This window comes from Zoogloea sp. (assembly GCF_041908905.1).
GTDB lineage: Bacteria > Pseudomonadota > Gammaproteobacteria > Burkholderiales > Rhodocyclaceae > Zoogloea.
Genome location: NZ_JAYREK010000001.1, coordinates 295,012 through 313,643, shown reverse-complemented (window position 1 = coordinate 313,643; position 18,632 = coordinate 295,012). Strand labels below are relative to the sequence as shown.

Below are 18,632 nucleotides of genomic sequence, written 5' to 3'. Positions count from 1 at the left end.
CTCAGCTGAGCTGGGTGATCGCCGGCAGGTATTTGCGCCCCAGCGAGGCGGCCACCTGCGGGTGGGTCACCTGGCCGTTGCACACGTTGAGGCCGGCGCGCAGCCCGGCGTCGTCCTTGAGGGCATCCTTCCAGCCCTTCTCGGCGAGGGTCAGGATGTAGGGCAGGGTCGCCGCGTTGAGGGCGTAGGTGGCGGTGCGGGCCACCGCGCCGGGCATGTTGGAGACGCAGTAATGCACGATGCCGTCCACCACGAAGGTCGGGTCGGCGTGGGTGGTGGGGTGGGAGGTCTCGAAGCAGCCGCCCTGGTCGATGGCCACGTCGACGATCACCGCGCCGGGCTTCATGCGGGCCAGCATGTCCCGGGTGACGACCTTGGGCGCCGTGGCGCCGGGCACCAGCACCGCCCCGATCACCAGGTCGGCCTGCATCAGCAGGCGTTCGATGTCGTCGCGGGTGGCGTAGAGGGTCTTGACCCGGCCGCCGTAGATCGCGTCCAGGTGGCGCAGCACCGCCAGGGATTTGTCGATCACCGTCACGTCGGCGCCGATGCCCACCGCGGTGTGGGCCGCGTTGTTGCCCACCGTACCGCCGCCCAGCACCAGCACGCGGCCCGGCTCCACGCCCGGCACGCCGCCGAGCAGCACGCCGCGCCCGCCGCGGGATTTCTCGAGGGCCGAGGCGCCGGCGTGGATGCTCATCCGCCCGGCCACCTCCGACATCGGCGCCAGCAGCGGCAGGCCGCCGCCGGGGGCGGTGACGGTCTCGTAGGCGATCGCGGTGATCTTGCGTTCGAGCAGCTCGTCGGCCAGCGTGGGGTTGGCGGCCAGGTGCAGGTAGGTGAACAGCAGGTGCTGGGGCTGGAGCAGGGCGTATTCGGCGGGGAGCGGCTCCTTGACCTTGACGATCATCTCGGCCGCTTCGAAGACGGCTTCGGCGCTGCCGACCAGCTCGGCGCCGGCCTGCTGGTAGTCGGCGTCGCTGGCGCCGATGCCCAGCCCGGCGCCCGACTCGACGATCACGCCATGCCCGTGGGCGACGGCCTCGCGCACGGCGCCGGGGGTGAGCCCGACCCGATATTCATGGTTCTTGGTTTCCTTCGGGACGCCTATCTTCATGATTTCCTCCGTGGTGGATGGGCTGGCCTTCCTGTGGCTGAGAGTCGCCATGGTGCCGCATGTTCCCATTACGGCCGAGCCCCTGCGATACTTGCATGATGATGATCAATCCTCCGAAAGAAGAATGGACCGATGCCCTCGGGCAGGTCCACGGCCCCCATGACGGGCCGGCGCGCATCGTGTCGCTGGTGCCCTCGCTGACCGAGCTGGTCTGCGACCTCGGCCTCACCGATCAGCTGGTCGGGCGCACGGGGTTCTGCGTGCATCCGCGGGAGACCCTGCGGCGGGTGCCCAAGGTGGGCGGCACTAAGGATGTGAACCTGCTCCGCCTGCGCGAGCTGGCGCCGACCCACGTGATCGTCAATATCGACGAGAACCGCCGCGACTGCGTCGAGGAGATCATGGGCTTCGTGCCCCACGTGATCGTCACCCACCCGTGCACGCCGGAGGACAATCTGGCCGTGTATCGCCTGTTTGGCGGCATCTTCGGGCGGCGGGCGGAGGCCGCGGCGCTGGAGTCGGCCCTGCTGGCGGCCCTCGACGAGGCGCGCCAGACCGGCGCCAGCCTGCCCCGCGAGAAGGCCCTCTACCTGATCTGGCGCGAGCCCTGGATGACGGTGGCCCGCAGCACCTACATTTCGGCGACCCTCGCCACCGTCGGCTGGGATAGCTGGCCGCCGCTGGACGAGCCGCGCTACCCGGCCTTCGAGTGGGACGCGCCGTGGCTGGCGGAGGTGGACCGGGTGCTGCTGTCGTCGGAGCCCTACCGCTTCCGGGAGCGCCACGTGGACGAGGTGCGGGCCGCCTCGGGCCGTCCCGCCGGCCTGGTGGACGGCGAGATGGCGTCGTGGTACGGCAGCCGCGCGGCGATCGGCCTGCGTTACCTGGCGGCGCTGCGCCGGCGGCTGGCCGGCGAGGCATGACAGGCGCCCGCCGCCGGGCGGGCGCGGGAGGGTGTCAGCCGGGCTGGCGCAGCACCTGGTGCGGCGCCGGAATCGGCCAGCCGTTGGCGCCGCCGACCTCGGCGATGGCCTTGTTGGTGTCGAAATAGACCTGCCAGTAGTGGTCGTTGTGGCAGTAGGGGCGCACCACCAGCTTGGTGCCGGCGGCGTTGAACTCGAGGATCTCCACGTCCGGCGCCGGGTTGGCCAGCACGTTGGGGATCTGCACGATGCGCGCGCGGATCAGCGCCATCGCCTGCTGCGGGTCGACGCCGTGGGCGATCTGGGCGAAGAGGTCCACCCGGCGGGACGGGTTGGCGCTGAAGTTCACGATGTTGTCGGAGAACAGCTTGTTGTTGCCGATGGTGGTGAGCACGTTGTCCGGCTGGTCGATGGTGGTGGCGAACAGGCCGATCTCCCGTACGGTGCCGGTGACTCCGCCGCCGCTGATGAAGTCGCCCACCTTGAAGGGGCGCAGGATGATCAGGAAGGCCCCCGCCGCGAAGTTGGCGAGCAGGCCGCTCCAGGCGGCACCGATGGCGATGCCGGCGGCGGCCAGCAGCGCGGCGAAGCTGGTCGTCTCGATGCCGAACACCGACAGGATGACGATCACCAGCACGATCCGCATGATCACCCGCAGGGTGGCCTCGATGTAGCGGATCAGGGTCGGCTCGACCTTCTGGCGGGTCATGCCGCGGTTGGACAGGTTGCCGACGACGTTGATCACCCAGCCGCCGACGATCCACAGCAGGATCGCGCCGGCCAGCTTCCAGCCGAGCGGGATGAGGTAGGTGGTGACGAGATTGCCCAGATCGAAATTCAGTGCCGACGACATGATGAAGCCTCCCGAGTGTGGTGTGCCGGAGACGCTCCGGCGGGTGCCGGACTACGCCTCTGGCATCAAGGATAGGCCATCGTCACGCCGTTTTCATGACTGGGGCAGCATTGTTTGCAGGCGCTCGGGGGTAAGGATGGCGAAGCGGGCGGCGATCACCGGGCGGCGGCCGAGCTTCAGCACCAGCTTGTCGCGGGTGAGGAGGGCGCGGGCGCCGCTGTCGCGGGCCACTTCGAGGAACTTCTGGTCGTCCCGGTCGAGGCAGGCGGGGAGTTCGCAGGCCGGTGCCTCGCAGGGTGCCACCACCACGCAGCGGGCCCGGTAGGCGGCGGCGATCTCCGCCTGGCGCTCGGGCGTCTGCTTGAACTGGGAGTAGGCCAGCACGCGGGCGAGCTCGCCGAGGCAGTCCTCGCGGGTGAACAGCGTGAAATCGCCCGCCTCGATGGCGGCGCGCAGCCGGGCGAGGGCAGGGTCTTCGAACATCCACAGGGACAGCACGGCGTTGGTGTCGAGGACCAGCGGCAGCCCGGCGGGCAGCGGCGTATCGAGGGCGTAGGTGGCCATGGTTCGGGGGCGAGGGGCGGTATGAAAAGAAAAAGGGGGCCGAAGCCCCCTTCCGGATTGTTGCGGGTGTGATGCTTACGCGGCTTCCGGGGCGCCGAGGCGGGCCTTGACGAAGGAGCCCGGGGCGTCTTCGAGGACCTTCAGCTTGCCCTTGACGGGGTCGCGGGCCGGCACCTTGGCGTTGTCCTGGGCCAGCAGCCAGGCCTGCCAGTCGGTCCACCAGGAGCCCGGCTGCTGCTCGGAGGCGGCGAAGAACTCGTCGGCGGTGGCCGGCAGCTTGCTGCCCGCGTAGGTCCAGTAGCCGTACTTGTTGGCCGCCGGCGGGTTGACGATGCCGGCGATGTGGCCGGAGCCACCCAGCACGAAGCGCACGTCACCACCGAAGTTGAGGGCGCCGGAGTAGGTGCTCTTCCACGGGGCGATGTGGTCTTCGATCGCGGAGATGAAGTAGGTCGGGACCTTGATCTTGGAGAGGTCGATGGGCACGCCTGCAACCTCGATGCCACCCGGCTCCTTGAGCAGGTTCTTGAGGTACATGTTGCGCAGGTAGAAGCTGTGCATCTTCGCCGGCATGCGGGTGGAATCGGAGTTCCAGAACAGCAGGTCGAAGGGGAACGGATCCTTGCCCATCAGGTAGTTGTTCACCACGAAGGACCAGATCAGGTCGTTGGCGCGCAGCATGCTGAAGGTGCCGGCCATCTCGGAGCCTTCGAGGTAGCCGCGCTCGAACATCTTCTTCTCGAGGCTGTTGATCTGGCCTTCGTCGATGAAGACGGACAGCTCGCCCGGCTCGGCGAAGTCGGTCATGGTGGTGAAGAAGGTGCCGGAGGCGATCCGCTTGTCCTTCTTGGCGGCCATGTAGGCCAGGGTGGTGGCCAGCAGGGTGCCGCCCAGGCAGTAGCCGGCCGCGTTGATTTCCTTGGCGCCGGTCTGCTCGACGATGGCGTCGACGGCGGCCATGGTGCCTTCGAGCAGATAGGAGTCGAAGCTCTTCTCGGCGAGGCGCTCATCCGGGTTGACCCAGGAGATCACGAAGACGGTGTGGCCCTGGTCGACGCACCACTTGATGTAGGAGTTCTTCTCGCGCAGGTCGAGGATGTAGAACTTGTTGATCCACGGCGGCACGATCAGCAGCGGGCGCTTGAGGGCGTCCGGGGTGCTCGGCGTGTATTGCAGCAGCTGCATCATGTCGGTCTGGAAGACGACCTTGCCCGGCGTGGTGGCGACGTTCTTGCCCAGCTCGAAGGCGGTGGTGTCGGTCATCTTGACGCGCAGGCTGCCGTCACCCTCTTCGACGTCGCGCAGCAGGTTGTTGAGGCCCTTGATCAGGTTCTGGCCGTGGGTCTTGACCGTCTCGCGGAAGACTTCCGGGTTGGTCAGCGCGAAGTTGGACGGGGACAGCGCGTCGATGTACTGACGGGTGTAGAAGTTGACCTTCTTCTGGGTCTGGTCGTCCAGGCCGTCCACCGACGACACGGTGTCGTGGATGTGGCGGGCGGTGATCAGGTAGGACTGCTTGATGAAGTCGAACAGGAAGTGCTCCTGCCACTCTTCGTCCTTGAAGCGCTTGTCGCTCTTTTCGGGGGCGGCGATCGGTGCGCTCGGGGTCATGCCCGAGAAGCGCATCATCGAGTGCTGCCACAGGGAGAAGTAATCCCACACCAGGTTCATCTGGGCCTGGGCGAGACGGTAGGGGTTGGCGAGCAGCTTGCCCATCATGTCCATGAAGGCCTGGGCGATGCCGAGCTCGTCGGCGGGGGCGCTGATGCCCTTCTTGACCTGCTTCTGGATGTGGTCGGACAGCAGCTTGGAGGCCCGTTGTGCAACTTCGGCGTAGGTCTTGGCGACTTCTTTGGGATCCGGCAGTTCGGATTTTGCAGCTTCTCTTTCGGGCGCAGCCATTATGGGCTCTCCTGGTTAATTGCTTTTGACGAAACGGACAATGCCATCAACCCCCTCGATCCGGCGCACGTCTCCCTTGTGCTCGAGATGGTTGAGGTGGGCGATCGCTTCTCCCATGGCAAACATGACCTGATGCGTGTCCAGCTCGCGCGGGAAGAGCGTGCTGAGCACATCCCCGGCGCTGCGGGCTTCGGCACAGGCCGCAAGCAATTCCGTGCACCGGGCGTCGTGGTGTTCGACGAGTTGCGCCACGCGCAGCCCGATGTTACGGAACGGACTACCGTGGGATGGTAGCACGAGAGATGTTTCAGGCAACTGCTCGAACCCGCGGATCGAAGCCAGGAAACGGCCTAGCGGATCGTCATCCGGCGTGACCGCGAAAACGCTGACGTTGGTGGAGATCCGCGGCAGCAGCATGTCACCCGAAATCAGTACGCCGGCCTCCGCGCAGTACAGCGAGCAGTGCTCGGGGGAGTGGCCGCGGCCGGTGATCACGCGCCACTCGCGCCCGCCGATGGCGAGGCGGTCGTCCTCGTAGAGGCGCCGGTAGCTCGGCGGCAGCGAGGGCACCCCGCGCCGGTAGGCGTTGCCGCGGGTCATGAAGGCCTGGCAGCGCGCCTCGTCGAGGCCGTTGCGGCGGAACTGGGCCACCATGTCGGTCTCGTTGTAGCCGGGCAGGCCGTTCCAGACGGCGTAGCCGGCGAGGAATTCGCCGTGGCTCATGCACACCCGGGCGCCGCTGCGCTCGGACAGCCACTGGGCGAGGCCCAGGTGGTCCGGGTGGTAGTGGGTGACGATGATGCGCGTCACCGGCCGGCCGACCCGGGCGAGGATGGCGTCCCAGGCCTCGCGGGTGCTGTCGAGGTCGTAGCCGGTGTCGACAATCGCCACGCCCTCGCCGTCGTCGAGCAGCCACAGGTTGATGTGGTTGAGGGCGAAGGGCAGGGTCATCCGGATCCAGTGCACGCCCGGGGCGACCTCGAGGGTCTCGCCGGGGGCGGGCAGGGTGGGGAAGGGGTATTCCAGTTGCGCGTGCATCGGTTCTCCTGATTGTTGTCGTGTCTTCGTGGCGCGTTGCCCGCGCCTGCGAAATCTGATTAACTCGCCCGCTTTCCGACCGCTGACGGGCAGCCGCCCGGTCCGATCCATGAGCCAGCCGCAAACCTACACCATCAGCGATCTCGCCCGCGAGTTCGGGATCACCCCGCGGGCGATCCGTTTCTACGAGGGTGAAGGCCTCCTCTCGCCGGAGCGTGCCGGCAGCAAGCGCATCTACTCCAAGCGCGACCGCACCAGCCTGCGCCTGATCCTGCGCGGCAAGCGCCTCGGCCTGTCGCTGGCCGAGATCGGCGAGCTGATCGGCATGTACGACGGCGTGCGCAACTCGGTGCCCCAGCTGCGGCGCTTCATGGACGTGCTCGATGTGCGGCGGCGTGCCTTCGAGCAGCAGCGCGAGGACATCGCGGCGGTGCTCGACGAGATCGGCATGCTCGAACGCCAGTGCCGGGCGCTGCTCGCCGAGAACCCCGCCGGTGCCGCCGAGGCCCGCGCCGAGCTCGCCGCGCGTGTGAATCTCAACGAGAACACTTGATTTTTTTCGCCATTGATTTACGTTTACGTAAACGTAACAAAACGGCGCCGGCAAGCCAAGCCACCCGGTCCCGGAGATGCCAGGCGGCTGCCCTGCGGGCCGCGCTGCTCAAAGGTCTTTCTCCGGGGTTAAAGTGGCTGGCGGAGCACCCTAAAAACAACCATACGAGGAGACCCACCCATGCACATTCCCAGCCTGAACTTCCATCTCGGCGAAACCATCGAGGCCCTGCGCGACACCGTGCAGGCCTTTGCCGCCAACGAGATCGCCCCCCGCGCCGCCGACGTCGACCGGGACAACCTGTTCCCCGCCGACCTCTGGAAGAAGCTCGGCGACCTCGGCCTGCACGGCATGACGGTGCCCGAGGAGTACGGCGGCACCAACATGGGCTACCTGGCCCACATCATCGCCCTCGAGGAAGTCTCCCGCGCCTCCGCATCGGTGGGCCTGTCCTACGGCGCCCACTCCAACCTGTGCGTCAACCAGATCCGCCGCAACGGCAGCGAGGCCCAGAAGCAGAAATACCTGCCCAAGCTGGTCTCCGGCGAGCACATCGGCGCGCTGGCGATGAGCGAGCCCAACGCCGGCTCCGACGTGGTCAGCATGAAGCTGCGCGCCGACAGGAAGGGCGACCGCTACGTGCTCAACGGCGCCAAGATGTGGATCACCAACGGCGGCGACGCCGACACCCTGGTGGTGTATGCCAAGACCGATCCGGACGCCGGCGCCCGGGGCATGACCGCCTTCATCGTCGAGAAGGGCTTCAAGGGCTTCACCCACGGCAACCACCTCGACAAGCTGGGGATGCGCGGCTCCAACACCTACCCGCTGTTCTTCGACGACTGCGAGATCCCCGAGGAGAACGTGCTCGGTGGCGTCGGCAACGGCGCCAAGGTGCTGATGAGCGGCCTCGACTACGAGCGCGCGGTGCTGTGCGGCGGCCCGCTGGGCATCATGGCGGCGTGCATGGACATCGTGGTGCCCTACCTCCACGAGCGCAAGCAGTTCGGCCAGAGCATCGGTGAGTTCCAGCTGATGCAGGGCAAGCTCGCCGACATGTACAGCACCTGGATGGCGACCCGCGCCTATGTGTATGCGGTGGGCCAGGCCTGCGACCGGGCCGACCACGCCCGCACCCTGCGCAAGGACGCCGCCGGCGCGATCCTCTACTCGGCCGAGAAGGCCACCTGGATGGCCGGCGAGGCGATCCAGACCCTCGGCGGCGTGGGCTACACCAACGACTACGCCACCGGCCGTCTGTGGCGTGACGCCAAGCTCTACGAGATCGGCGCCGGCACCAGCGAGATCCGCCGGATGCTGATCGGCCGCGAGCTGTTCGGCGAGACGGCCTGAGCGTCGTCCCGTTCCGCCTCCCCGGCCGTGGCCGGGGGGCGTTTGTTGCAAGGCATGCGCCGCCGCCGCCCGGGCTTTCCGGCGGTGGAGCGTCGTGCGGACTGTTGTTGCGGTGCGTGAAACGGGCTCCCGAGAGGGGTATCGTGTCGGCTTGTTTCGTTTGTATGGAGGGGTGACCGATGCCTGTGAAGCTTCACATTCTGGGAGCCGACGACCACGTCGAGCTCGAACATGTCCGGCAGTTTTTCCGCAACTATGCCGCCTGGCTGGGCGTGAATCTGGACTACCAGGACTTCGGCGAGGAGATGGCCTCCCTGCCCGGGGCCTACGCGGCGCCGGCGGGGCGCCTGTTCTTTGCGACCTTTGAAGGCCGCCCGGCCGGCTGCGTGGGCATCCGCCCGACCTCCGACGGCGTCTGCGAGATGAAGCGGCTCTACGTGGAGCCCGAAATGCGCGGCAACGGCATCGGGCGCCAGCTGGCCCTCGCGGCGATCAAGGCCGCCAAGGCCCTCGGCTACCGCAAGGTGATGATGGACACCCTGCCGGCCATGCGCATCGCCGTCAAGCTGTACCGGGAGCTCGGCTTCAAGGAGGCGCCGGCCTACTACCCGACCCCCGTCGAGGGCACGCTGTTCCTGGCCCTCGACCTCGAGAACTGGTCCGAATCCGAGGTCAAGAACGAGAACCTGTTCCACCTCTTCGACTACAACCTCGCCTGGTCGCGCCGGATGCGCCAGGTGGACCCGACCTTCTTCGAGAAGCTGTCGCACCTGCAGTCGCCCGAATACCTGTGGATCGGCTGCTCCGACTCCCGCGTGCCGGCCAACGAGATCATCGGCCTCTTGCCGGGCGAGGTCTTCGTGCACCGCAACGTCGCCAACGTGGTGGTGCATACCGACCTCAACTGCCTGTCGGTGATCCAGTACGCGGTGGATGTGCTGAAGGTCAAGCACATCATGGTGGTCGGCCACTACGGCTGCGGAGGCGTCAATGCCGCGCTGCAGCGCGACCGGGTCGGGCTCGTCGACCTGTGGCTGCGCCACGTGCAGGACGTGCATGTCAAGCATCTCGACCGGGTCGACCTGCTGCCGCCCGAGCTGCGCCACGACCGCCTGTGCGAGCTCAACACCATCGAGCAGGTCGTTAACGTCTGCCAGACCATCGTCGTCCAGGACGCCTGGAAGCGCGGCCAGCAGCTCACCGTGCATGGCTGGGTGTATGGCCTCAAGAACGGCCTGATCCGCGACCTGGGCATCAACGTGGGGCGGCGCGACGACCTGATGCCGCGCTACCTGTCGGCCCTCGAGGCCCTCCCCAACTGAGGACGCCCGATGCCCGCCCCCAAGCTCCGCGAAGGCATCACCCCGGAAGGCCTCAACGCCCTGGGCGTCGGCCACCTGCCGGCGTGGTTTGGCGTCGAGGCGGTGGGCCTGGCGCCGGGGCGCCTGTCGGCGCGCATGCTGATCCGCCCGGAGATGCTGGGGCCCGACGGCTTCCTGCACGCGGCGGCGCTCATCGCGCTGGCCGACAGCGCCGCCGGCTACGCCACCCGCGCCCACCTGCCCGAGGGCGCGGCGGGCTTCAGCACCATCGAGATGAAGACCAACTTCTTCGGCACCCAGACCGAGGGCGTGCTGCTGTGCGAGGCCACCGCCGTGCATGGCGACCGCCACACCCAGGTGTGGGATGCCGAAGTGAGCAGCGGGGGCTGCGGCAGCCGCCTGGCCCTGTTCCGCTGCACCCAGATGATCCTGTGGCCGAAGGGCCACTAGCGCCAAGGAAACGCCGATGACCAATGCACCGACGGCCCCCGCCGCAGCCCTCGATTTCTACTTCGACTTCTCGTCGCCCTACGGTTACTTCGCCGCCGAGCAGATCGACGCCCTCGCCGCCCGCCACGGCCGCACGGTGAATTGGCACCCCTTCCTGCTGGGGGCCACCTTCAAGCTCACCGGCCTCGGCCCGCTGCCCGGCATCCCCCTGAAGGGCGCCTACTCGATGCACGACATCGCGCGCTCGGCCCGCTTCTTCGGGCTGCCCTACCGGCAGCCGTCCACCTTTCCGATCCCCACCCAGCACGCCGCCCGGGCCTTCCTGTGGCTCCACGGGCGCAGCCCCGCGAAGGCGAAGGCCTTTGGCCTGGCGGCCTACCGGGCGTATTTCGTCGACGACGTGAACATCTCCGATCTCGGCGCGGTGCTCGACATCGCCGCCGGCCAGGGTGTCGACCGGGACGAACTGTCGGCGGTGCTCGCCGGCTCCGAGATCAAGGCCCAGCTCGCCGCCGAGGTCGAGCAGGGCATCGCCCGCGGGGTGTTCGGCTCGCCCTTCGTCATCGTCGATGGCGAGCCCTTCTGGGGCGCCGACCGTCTGCCGCAGCTGGAGCGCTGGCTGCAGGACGGCCCGTTCTGACACGGAGGCAGCCATGAAACGCCTCTGTGTGTTCTGCGGCTCGCGCGCCGGCGTGCGCCCGGCCTACCGGGCGGCGGCCGAAGCCCTCGGCGCGCTGCTGGCCGAGCGGGGCATCGAACTGGTGTACGGCGGCGGCAACGTCGGCCTGATGGGCATCGTCGCCGACGCCTGCCTGGCCGCCGGCGGTCGGGTGGTGGGGGTGATCCCCCGCGCGCTGCTCGAGTGGGAGGTCGGCCACGAGGGCCTGACCCGCCTCGAGGTGGTCGATTCGATGCACACCCGCAAGGCCCGCATGGCCGAGCTGGCCGACGGCTTCATCGCCCTGCCGGGCGGGCTGGGCACCTTCGAGGAGCTCTTCGAGATCCTCACCTGGGCCCAGCTCGGCTTCCACAGCAAGCCTGTCGCGCTACTCAATGTGGAGGGCTATTACCAGCCGCTGGTGCAGATGATGGAGCGGGGTGTCAGCGAAGGCTTCATGAAGACCGAAAACCGCGGCCTGCTGCTGGTGGAGGACGACGTACCCGCGCTGCTGCGGGCGATGGGGGCCTACCACCCGCCCACCGTCGGCAAGCGCATCCGCGACGAGAAGCATTTGTAGCAGACAAAAAAATAAGGAGCGAGAGGAGACCCATGAGCATCATAAAAACCAGCATCAACCCCCGATCCGCCGAGTTCCAGGCCAACGCCGAGGCGATGGGCCGGATCGTGGCCGACCTGCGTGAACAGGCCGCCCGGGTGTCCCTGGGCGGCGGCGAGGCCGCGCGGGCCAAGCACACCGCCCGCGGCAAGCTGCTCCCGCGCGACCGGGTCGACCACCTGCTCGACCCGGGCACCGCCTTCCTCGAGGTCGGCCAGCTCGCCGCGCTGGGCATGTACGACAACGAGGCGCCGTCGGCGGGCGTCATCACCGGCATCGGCCGGGTCAGCGGCGTCGAGTGCATGATCGTCGCCAACGACGCCACCGTGAAGGGCGGCACCTACTACCCGATGACGGTCAAGAAGCACCTGCGCGCCCAGGAGATCGCCCAGCAGAACAAGCTGCCGTGCATCTACCTCGTCGATTCCGGCGGCGCGTTTTTGCCCAGGCAGGACGAGGTCTTCCCCGACCGCGACCACTTCGGGCGGATCTTCTTCAACCAGGCCAACATGTCGGCCGAGGGCATCCCGCAGATCGCGGTGGTGATGGGCTCGTGCACCGCCGGCGGCGCCTACGTGCCGGCGATGAGCGACGAGACCATCATCGTGCGCAACCAGGGCACCATCTTCCTGGGCGGCCCGCCGCTGGTGAAGGCCGCCACCGGCGAGGTGGTGAGCGCCGAAGACCTGGGCGGCGGCGACGTGCACACCCGCGTCTCCGGCGTCGCCGACCACCTGGCCGAGAACGACACCCACGCGCTCTTCATCGCCCGGCGCATCGTCGGCAACCTCAACCGCACCAAGCCGGTCGGCCTCGACCTGGCCTCGGCCGAGGCGCCGCTCTACGACCCGGCCGAGCTCTACGGCGTGATCCCCACCGACACCCGCAAGCCCTACGACGTGCGCGAGGTGATCGCCCGCATCGTCGATGGCTCGCGCTTCGACGAGTTCAAGGCCCGCTACGGCACCACCCTGGTCACCGGCTTCGCGCGGCTCTACGGCATGCCGGTGGGCATCGTCGCCAACAACGGCATCCTGTTCGGCGAGTCGGCCCAGAAGGGCGCCCACTTCATCGAGCTGTGCGCCCAGCGCGGCATCCCGCTGCTCTTCCTGCAGAACATCACCGGCTTCATGGTCGGCCGCAAGTACGAAAACGGCGGCATCGCCAAGGACGGCGCCAAGATGGTCACCGCCGTCGCCACCGCCCAGGTGCCCAAGCTCACGGTGCTGATCGGCGGCAGCTTCGGCGCCGGCAACTACGGCATGTGCGGCCGCGCCTATTCGCCGCGCTTCCTGTGGATGTGGCCCAACAGCCGCATCTCGGTGATGGGCGGCGAGCAGGCCGCCAGCGTGCTCGCCACCGTGCGCCGCGACGGCATCGAGACCAAGGGCGGCAGCTGGAGCCCGGAAGACGAAGAAGCCTTCAAGACGCCGATCCGCCAGCAGTACGAGGACCAGGGCCACCCCTACTACGCCACCGCCCGGCTGTGGGACGACGGCGTGGTCGACCCGGCCCAGACCCGGCGCATCCTCGGCCTGTCCCTGTCGGCCAGCCTCAACGCGCCGATCCCGCCGACCAAGTTCGGCCTGTTCCGGATGTAACCAGCGGCGAGGAGGAGGGCGCGAAGCGTCACCAGGCCGCGTACCGGCCTGCTGCGCGGGCTGATCGCAAGCGCCGCCCGACTCCGCCCGGCCTCCTCACTCCTGACGGAGAAAACATGTACGAGACACTGGAAATCCTTTGTGAAGGCGGCATCGCCACGATCTGGATGAACCGCCCGGACGTGCACAACGCCTTCAACGAGCAACTCATCGCCGAACTCACCGCCGCCTGCCAGGCCCTCGACGCCGACGACGCGGTGCGCGTGGTGGTGCTCGCCGGGCGCGGCAAGAGCTTCTCGGCCGGCGCCGATCTCAACTGGATGCGCCGCGCCGCCGAGGCCTCGGTCGAGGCCAACCTCGCCGACGCCCGCAAGCTCGCCGGCATGCTGCGCACCCTCGCCGAGATGGACAAGCCCACCATCGCCCGCGTCCATGGCGCGGCGCTCGGCGGCGGCATGGGCCTCGCGTCCGCCTGCGACATCTGCGTCGCCGGCGAGGGCGCGGTGTTCGCCACCTCCGAGGTGCGCTTCGGGATCATCCCGTCGGCGATCAGCCCCTACGTGATCCGCGCCATCGGCGCCCGCCAGGCCAGCCGCTACTTCCAGACCGCCGAGCGGATCTCCGCCGCGCGGGCGCGGGAGCTCGGCCTGGCCCACGAGGTGGTCGCCGCCGACGCCATCGACGCCCGGGTGCACGAGCTCGTCGCCGCGCTGCTGCAGGGCGGGCCGCGCTCCCAGGGGGCCGCCAAGGCGCTGATCCGCGCGGTGGCCGACCAGCCGGTGAGCGACGCCCTGGTCGAGGACACCGCCCGCCGCATCGCCACCCTGCGCGCCACCCCCGAGGCCCGGGAGGGCCTCGCCGCCTTCCTCGACAAGCGTCCGGCGGCCTGGGTGCCGGGCGCAGGCAACTGACAAGAAAACCACAGAACCGGAGGAGACCCGATGTTCAACAAGATCCTGATCGCCAACCGCGGTGAAATCGCCTGCCGCGTCATCAAGACCGCGCGGCGGCTCGGCATCAAGACGGTGGCGGTGTATTCCGACGCCGACGCCGGCGCGCGCCACGTGCGCCTCGCCGACGAAGCCGTGCATATCGGCCCGGCGGCCGCCCGCGAGAGCTACCTCGTCATCGAGCGCATCATCGCCGCGGCCAAGCAGACCGGCGCCCAGGCGATCCACCCGGGCTACGGCTTCCTGTCCGAGAACGAAGACTTCTGCGAGGCCTGCGAGGCCGCCGGCGTCGTCTTCATCGGCCCGCCGGTGTCGGCGATCCGCGCGATGGGCTCCAAGTCCGAGGCCAAGAAGCTGATGGAGAAGGCCCGCGTGCCGCTCACCCCCGGCTACCACGGCGACAACCAGGAGCCCGGCTTCCTCAACGTGCAGGCCGACGCCATCGGCTACCCGGTGCTCATCAAGGCCGCCGCGGGCGGCGGTGGCAAGGGCATGCGACTGGTGGAGAAGAGCGCCGACTTCCTCGACGCGCTGGCCTCGTGCAAGCGCGAGGCCGCCGCCAGCTTCGGCTCCGACCACGTGCTGGTCGAGAAATACCTCACCCGCCCGCGCCACATCGAGATCCAGGTGTTCGGCGACACCCACGGCAACTACGTTTATCTGTTCGAGCGCGACTGCTCGGTGCAGCGCCGCCACCAGAAGGTGCTCGAGGAGGCGCCGGCCCCCGGCATGACCCCCGAGCGCCGCGCCGCGATGGGCCAGGCCGCCGTCGATGCGGCCCGCGCGGTGGGCTACGTGGGCGCCGGTACCGTCGAGTTCATCGCCAACCAGGACGGCACCTTCTACTTCATGGAGATGAACACCCGCCTGCAGGTGGAGCACCCGGTCACCGAGATGATCACCGGGCTCGACCTGGTCGAGTGGCAGCTCCGCGTGGCCTCCGGCGAGCCGCTGCCGATGGCCCAGGAGCAGCTCGCCATCAACGGCCACGCCCTCGAGGCGCGCATCTACGCCGAAGACCCGGCCAAGGGTTTCCTGCCCTCCACCGGCCGCCTGGTGCACCTGGCGCCGCCCGAGGAGGGGCTGCACGTGCGCGTCGACACCGGCGTCGAGGAGGGTGACGAGATCAGCCCCTTCTACGACCCGATGATCGCCAAGCTCATCGTGTGGGACGTCAACCGCGACCGCGCCCTGGCCCGCATGCTGCAGGCCCTGGCCGACTACCGGGTGGTGGGCGTCTCCAACAACGTGGAGTTCCTGTCGCGGCTCACCGCCTGCCCGGCCTTTGCCAACGCCGACCTCGACACCGGCCTCATCGAGCGCGAGCAGGACTATCTCTTCCCCGAGCAGGCCGGCGCCAGCCGCGAGGCCTGGCTGGCGGCGGCCCTCGCCGAGCTGCTGCGCGAGCGCGAGCGGGCTGCCCAGCAGGCCGCTGGCCACCCGGAGCCCGCCTCGCCCTGGCACCAGCGCGACGGCTGGCGCCTCAACACCCACGCCCGGCGCAGCCTGATCTTCCGCCTCGGCGACGCGCAGAAGACCCTCGGCGTGGCGAGCTGCGGCAGCGCCTTCGAGATCAGCCTCGACGGCGTCACCAGCCGGGTCAGCGGCAGCCTCAACCCCCGCGGCCTGCTGCGCGCCGAGTTCGACGGCCTGCGCACCACCGCCACGGTGGTCGTCGCCGGCGAGCGCCGGCACGTCTTCGCCCACGGCCGGGCCTGGCAGTTTGCCGCGGTCGACCCGCTGCATCACGCGGGCGAGGGGGGTGGCGCCGAGGGCGGGCTGCTCGCCCCGATGCCCGGCAAGGTGATCGCCCTGATCGCCGAGGCCGGCGCCACGGTGGACAAGGGCGCCCCGCTGCTGATCCTCGAGGCCATGAAGATGGAGCACACCATCACCGCGCCGGCCGCCGGCACCGTCAAGGCCTTCCGCTTCGCGGTGGGCGACCAGGTGAGCGACGGCGCCGAACTGGTGGACTTCGAGCCCACCCCGGCCTGAGCGCCGACCGCATCCCCCGGCTCCCCAGCCCGCGCAGACGGGCGGGGGCCCCACCCATCAAAGCGTGAGGAGACACGAACGATGAGCAATGCGCTGAGCTACGTCCATGGCGCATCGGACAAACCCCTGATCGGCCAGACCATCGGCCGCTATTTCGACGACGCCTGCGCCCGCAATGCCGGACGCGAGGCGCTGGTGGTGCGCCACCAGAACGTCCGCCTGACCTACGCCGAGCTGCGCCTCAAGGTGGACGCGCTGGCCTGTGGCCTGCGCCGGCTGGGCCTCGAGCCCGGCGACCGGGTCGGCATCTGGTCGCAGAACAACCACGAATGGACGCTCACCCAGTTCGCCACCGCCAAGGCCGGGCTGGTGCTGGTCAACATCAACCCGGCCTACCGCCGCAGCGAGCTCGAATACGCCCTCAACAAGGTGGGCTGCCGCGCGTTGATCCTGTCGCCGTCCTTCAAGAGCAGCGACTATCTGGCGATGCTCGCCGACCTGGCGCCCGAACTGGCCCACTGCGAACCCGGCCTGCTGCGCAGCCACCGCCTGCCGACCCTCGAGATCGTGGTCCGCCTGGGTGCCGGGCGCAGCCCCGGCATGCTCAATTTTGCCGACCTGCTGCGCCAGCCCGAGCGCGACGAGACCGAGGCGCTGGCCGAGCTGGGCGAGCGCCTGCAGTTCGACGACCCGATCAACATCCAGTTCACCTCCGGCACCACCGGCAACCCGAAGGGCGCGACCCTGTCGCACCACAACATCCTCAACAACGGCTTCTTCGTCGGCGAGGCGATCCGCCTCCGCGAGGGCGACCGGGTGTGCATCCCGGTGCCGCTCTACCACTGCTTCGGCATGGTGATGGGCAACCTGGGCTGCCTCACCCATGGCGCCACGATGGTCTACCCGTCCGAAGCCTTCGAGCCGCTGGCCACGCTGCAGACCGTCGCCGAGGAGCGCTGCACCGCCAGCTACGGCGTGCCCACCATGTTCATCGCCCAGCTCGACCACCCGGACTTCGCCGGCTTCGACCTGGCCAGCCTGCGCACCGGGATCATGGCCGGCAGCCCGTGCCCCATCGAGGTGATGAAGCGCGTCATCGACAAGATGAACATGGGCGAGGTGACCATCGCCTACGGCATGACCGAGACCTCGCCGGTGAGCTTCCAGAGCGGGGCCGACGACCCCATCGAGCGGCGCGTGTCCACGGTGGGCCGCGTCCAGCCCCACTGCGAGGTCAAGATCGTCGACAGCGACGGCCGCATCGTGCCCCGCGGCACCCCCGGCGAGCTGTGCACCCGCGGCTACTCGGTGATGCTCGGCTACTGGGGCGACGAGGCCAAGACCGCCGAGGCCATCGACCGCGCCGGCTGGATGCACACCGGCGACATCGCGACCCTCGACGACGCGGGCTTCTGCAACATCGTCGGGCGCATCAAGGACATGGTGATCCGCGGTGGCGAGAACATCTACCCGCGGGAGATCGAGGAGTTCCTCTATCGCCACCCCAAGGTGCTCGACGTGCAGGTGGTGGGCGTGCCCGACAAGAAGTACGGCGAGGAACTCTGCGCCTGGATCATCGTCCGTGAAGGGCAGCGCCTCGGCGAGGACGAGGTGCGGGCCTTCTGCCAGGGCCAGATCGCCCACTACAAGATTCCCCGCTACATCAGTTTCGTGGACAGCTTCCCGATGACCGTCACCGGCAAGATCCAGAAATTCCAGATCCGAGAGAAGATGAAGCAGACCCTTGGCCTGCAGGACGCGGCCACCGCCTGAACGGAGCAAGCATGAACTTCCCCACCCATGTCCGCATCGTCGAGATGGGCCCCCGCGACGGCCTGCAGAACGAGAAGCAGATCGTCAGCACCGAGACCAAGGTCGAGCTGATCGCCCGCCTCGGCGCGGCCGGGCTCAAGGCCATCGAGGCGACCTCCTTCGTGTCGCCCCGCTGGGTGCCGCAGATGGGCGACGCCGCCGACGTGATGGCCCGCATCGAGCGCCTGCCGGGCGTCAGCTACCCGGTGCTCACCCCCAACCTGCAGGGCTTCGAGGCCGCGCTGGCTGCCGGGGCCGGCGAGGTGGCGGTGTTCGCCGCGGCCTCCGAATCCTTCAGCCGCAAGAACATCAACTGCACCATCGCCGAATCCCTGGCCCGCTTCGAGCCGGTGATGGCGGCGGCCCGGACGGCGGGCGTGCGGGTGCGCGGCTACGTCTCCTGCGTGCTGGGCTGCCCCTACGAGGGCGACATTCGCCCCGAGGCGGTGGCCGACGTCGCCGCCACCCTGTTCGCGATGGGCTGCTACGAGGTGAGCCTGGGCGACACCATCGGCGCCGGCACGCCGGGCAAGACCCGCCGCATGCTCGACGCGGTGGCCCGCCGGGTGCCGGTGGACAAGCTCGCCGGCCACTACCACGACACCTTCGGCCAGGCGGTGGCCAACGTGTATGCCTCCCTCGAGGCGGGCGTGGCCTGCTTCGACAGCGCGGTGGCCGGCCTCGGCGGCTGCCCCTACGCGCCCGGCGCCTCCGGCAACGTCGCCACCGAGGACGTGGTATACATGCTCGACGGCCTCGGCATCGAGACCGGCATCTCCCTCGACGCGCTGGTCGACACCGCCGGCTGGATCAGCGAGCGCCTCGGCCGCCCGCCGGCCTCCAAGGTGGCCCGGGCGGTGCTGGCCAAGCGCGCCAAGGCCTGCGCCTGAAGCAACCACGACCCGCCGCCGACGAGCGGCGG

At 69.0% G+C, this 18,632-nt stretch carries 17 protein-coding genes; 12 read left to right on the top strand and 5 right to left on the bottom strand.

Features of this window, described 5'->3' with window-relative positions:
* Position 1: 1 nt before the first annotated feature.
* Positions 2–1,117 carry an alanine dehydrogenase gene (ald, locus tag ACE3OU_RS01535; RefSeq protein ID WP_374239766.1) on the bottom strand — a complete coding sequence of 372 codons (1,116 nt, stop codon included), beginning with the start codon at positions 1,115–1,117 and terminating at the stop codon, positions 2–4.
* A 95-nt stretch (positions 1,118–1,212) separates the two neighbouring features.
* On the opposite strand from ald, the gene ACE3OU_RS01530 reads away from it, so the two are divergent.
* Positions 1,213–2,040: a helical backbone metal receptor gene (locus ACE3OU_RS01530; protein ID WP_374239765.1), complete on the top strand. Its 828-nt coding sequence runs from the start codon at positions 1,213–1,215 to the stop codon at positions 2,038–2,040.
* 34 nt (positions 2,041–2,074) lie between these two features.
* Here ACE3OU_RS01530 and ACE3OU_RS01525 read toward each other — a convergent pair whose 3' ends face one another.
* From ACE3OU_RS01525 to ACE3OU_RS01510, 4 genes are all read right to left on the bottom strand, one after another.
* Positions 2,075–2,893 carry a mechanosensitive ion channel family protein gene (locus ACE3OU_RS01525; protein WP_374239764.1) on the bottom strand — a complete coding sequence of 273 codons (819 nt, stop codon included), beginning with the start codon at positions 2,891–2,893 and terminating at the stop codon, positions 2,075–2,077.
* A gap of 93 nt (positions 2,894–2,986) precedes the next feature.
* A complete protein-coding gene (locus ACE3OU_RS01520) occupies positions 2,987–3,457 on the bottom strand; it encodes a putative toxin-antitoxin system toxin component, PIN family (RefSeq protein WP_374239763.1) in 471 nt (156 codons plus the stop codon).
* Positions 3,458–3,532: 75 nt separating this feature from the next.
* Positions 3,533–5,359 (bottom strand): PHA/PHB synthase family protein, encoded by a 1,827-nt coding sequence (locus tag ACE3OU_RS01515; RefSeq protein WP_374239762.1) that lies wholly within the window; start codon positions 5,357–5,359, stop codon positions 3,533–3,535.
* Between the two features lie 15 nt (positions 5,360–5,374).
* Positions 5,375–6,397, bottom strand: coding sequence for an MBL fold metallo-hydrolase (locus ACE3OU_RS01510; RefSeq protein ID WP_374239761.1), 1,023 nt, complete (start codon positions 6,395–6,397; stop codon positions 5,375–5,377).
* A gap of 109 nt (positions 6,398–6,506) precedes the next feature.
* Here ACE3OU_RS01510 and ACE3OU_RS01505 point away from each other — a divergent pair, with 109 nt between their 5' ends.
* The 11 genes from ACE3OU_RS01505 (at position 6,507) to ACE3OU_RS01455 (ending at position 18,600) form a co-directional block, all read left to right on the top strand.
* Positions 6,507–6,950: a MerR family DNA-binding transcriptional regulator gene (locus ACE3OU_RS01505; RefSeq protein WP_374239760.1), complete on the top strand. Its 444-nt coding sequence runs from the start codon at positions 6,507–6,509 to the stop codon at positions 6,948–6,950.
* Positions 6,951–7,130: 180 nt separating this feature from the next.
* Complete coding sequence (locus ACE3OU_RS01500; protein WP_374239759.1) at positions 7,131–8,303, top strand: isovaleryl-CoA dehydrogenase; 1,173 nt, start codon at positions 7,131–7,133, stop codon at positions 8,301–8,303.
* A 179-nt stretch (positions 8,304–8,482) separates the two neighbouring features.
* Entirely contained in the window at positions 8,483–9,625 is a 1,143-nt protein-coding gene (gene can, locus ACE3OU_RS01495) for a carbonate dehydratase (protein ID WP_374239758.1), read from the top strand.
* Positions 9,626–9,634: 9 nt separating this feature from the next.
* Entirely contained in the window at positions 9,635–10,075 is a 441-nt protein-coding gene (locus ACE3OU_RS01490; RefSeq protein ID WP_374239757.1) for a PaaI family thioesterase, read from the top strand.
* A 16-nt stretch (positions 10,076–10,091) separates the two neighbouring features.
* On the top strand, positions 10,092–10,715 hold the full coding sequence (locus ACE3OU_RS01485) for a 2-hydroxychromene-2-carboxylate isomerase (protein WP_374239756.1): 624 nt from the start codon (positions 10,092–10,094) through the stop codon (positions 10,713–10,715).
* 13 nt (positions 10,716–10,728) lie between these two features.
* Entirely contained in the window at positions 10,729–11,313 is a 585-nt protein-coding gene (locus ACE3OU_RS01480) for a TIGR00730 family Rossman fold protein (protein ID WP_374239755.1), read from the top strand.
* 32 nt (positions 11,314–11,345) lie between these two features.
* Entirely contained in the window at positions 11,346–12,953 is a 1,608-nt protein-coding gene (locus ACE3OU_RS01475) for a carboxyl transferase domain-containing protein (RefSeq protein WP_374239754.1), read from the top strand.
* A 116-nt stretch (positions 12,954–13,069) separates the two neighbouring features.
* Positions 13,070–13,864: an enoyl-CoA hydratase/isomerase family protein gene (locus tag ACE3OU_RS01470; protein ID WP_374239753.1), complete on the top strand. Its 795-nt coding sequence runs from the start codon at positions 13,070–13,072 to the stop codon at positions 13,862–13,864.
* 30 nt (positions 13,865–13,894) lie between these two features.
* Positions 13,895–15,898: an acetyl-CoA carboxylase biotin carboxylase subunit gene (locus tag ACE3OU_RS01465; RefSeq protein WP_374239752.1), complete on the top strand. Its 2,004-nt coding sequence runs from the start codon at positions 13,895–13,897 to the stop codon at positions 15,896–15,898.
* Positions 15,899–15,979: 81 nt separating this feature from the next.
* The gene (locus ACE3OU_RS01460) at positions 15,980–17,671 is read left to right on the top strand and encodes an AMP-binding protein (protein WP_374239751.1); all 1,692 of its coding nucleotides are present in this window, start codon (positions 15,980–15,982) and stop codon (positions 17,669–17,671) included.
* An 11-nt stretch (positions 17,672–17,682) separates the two neighbouring features.
* Positions 17,683–18,600, top strand: coding sequence for a hydroxymethylglutaryl-CoA lyase (locus tag ACE3OU_RS01455; protein ID WP_374239750.1), 918 nt, complete (start codon positions 17,683–17,685; stop codon positions 18,598–18,600).
* The last annotated feature ends 32 nt before the right edge of the window (positions 18,601–18,632 follow it).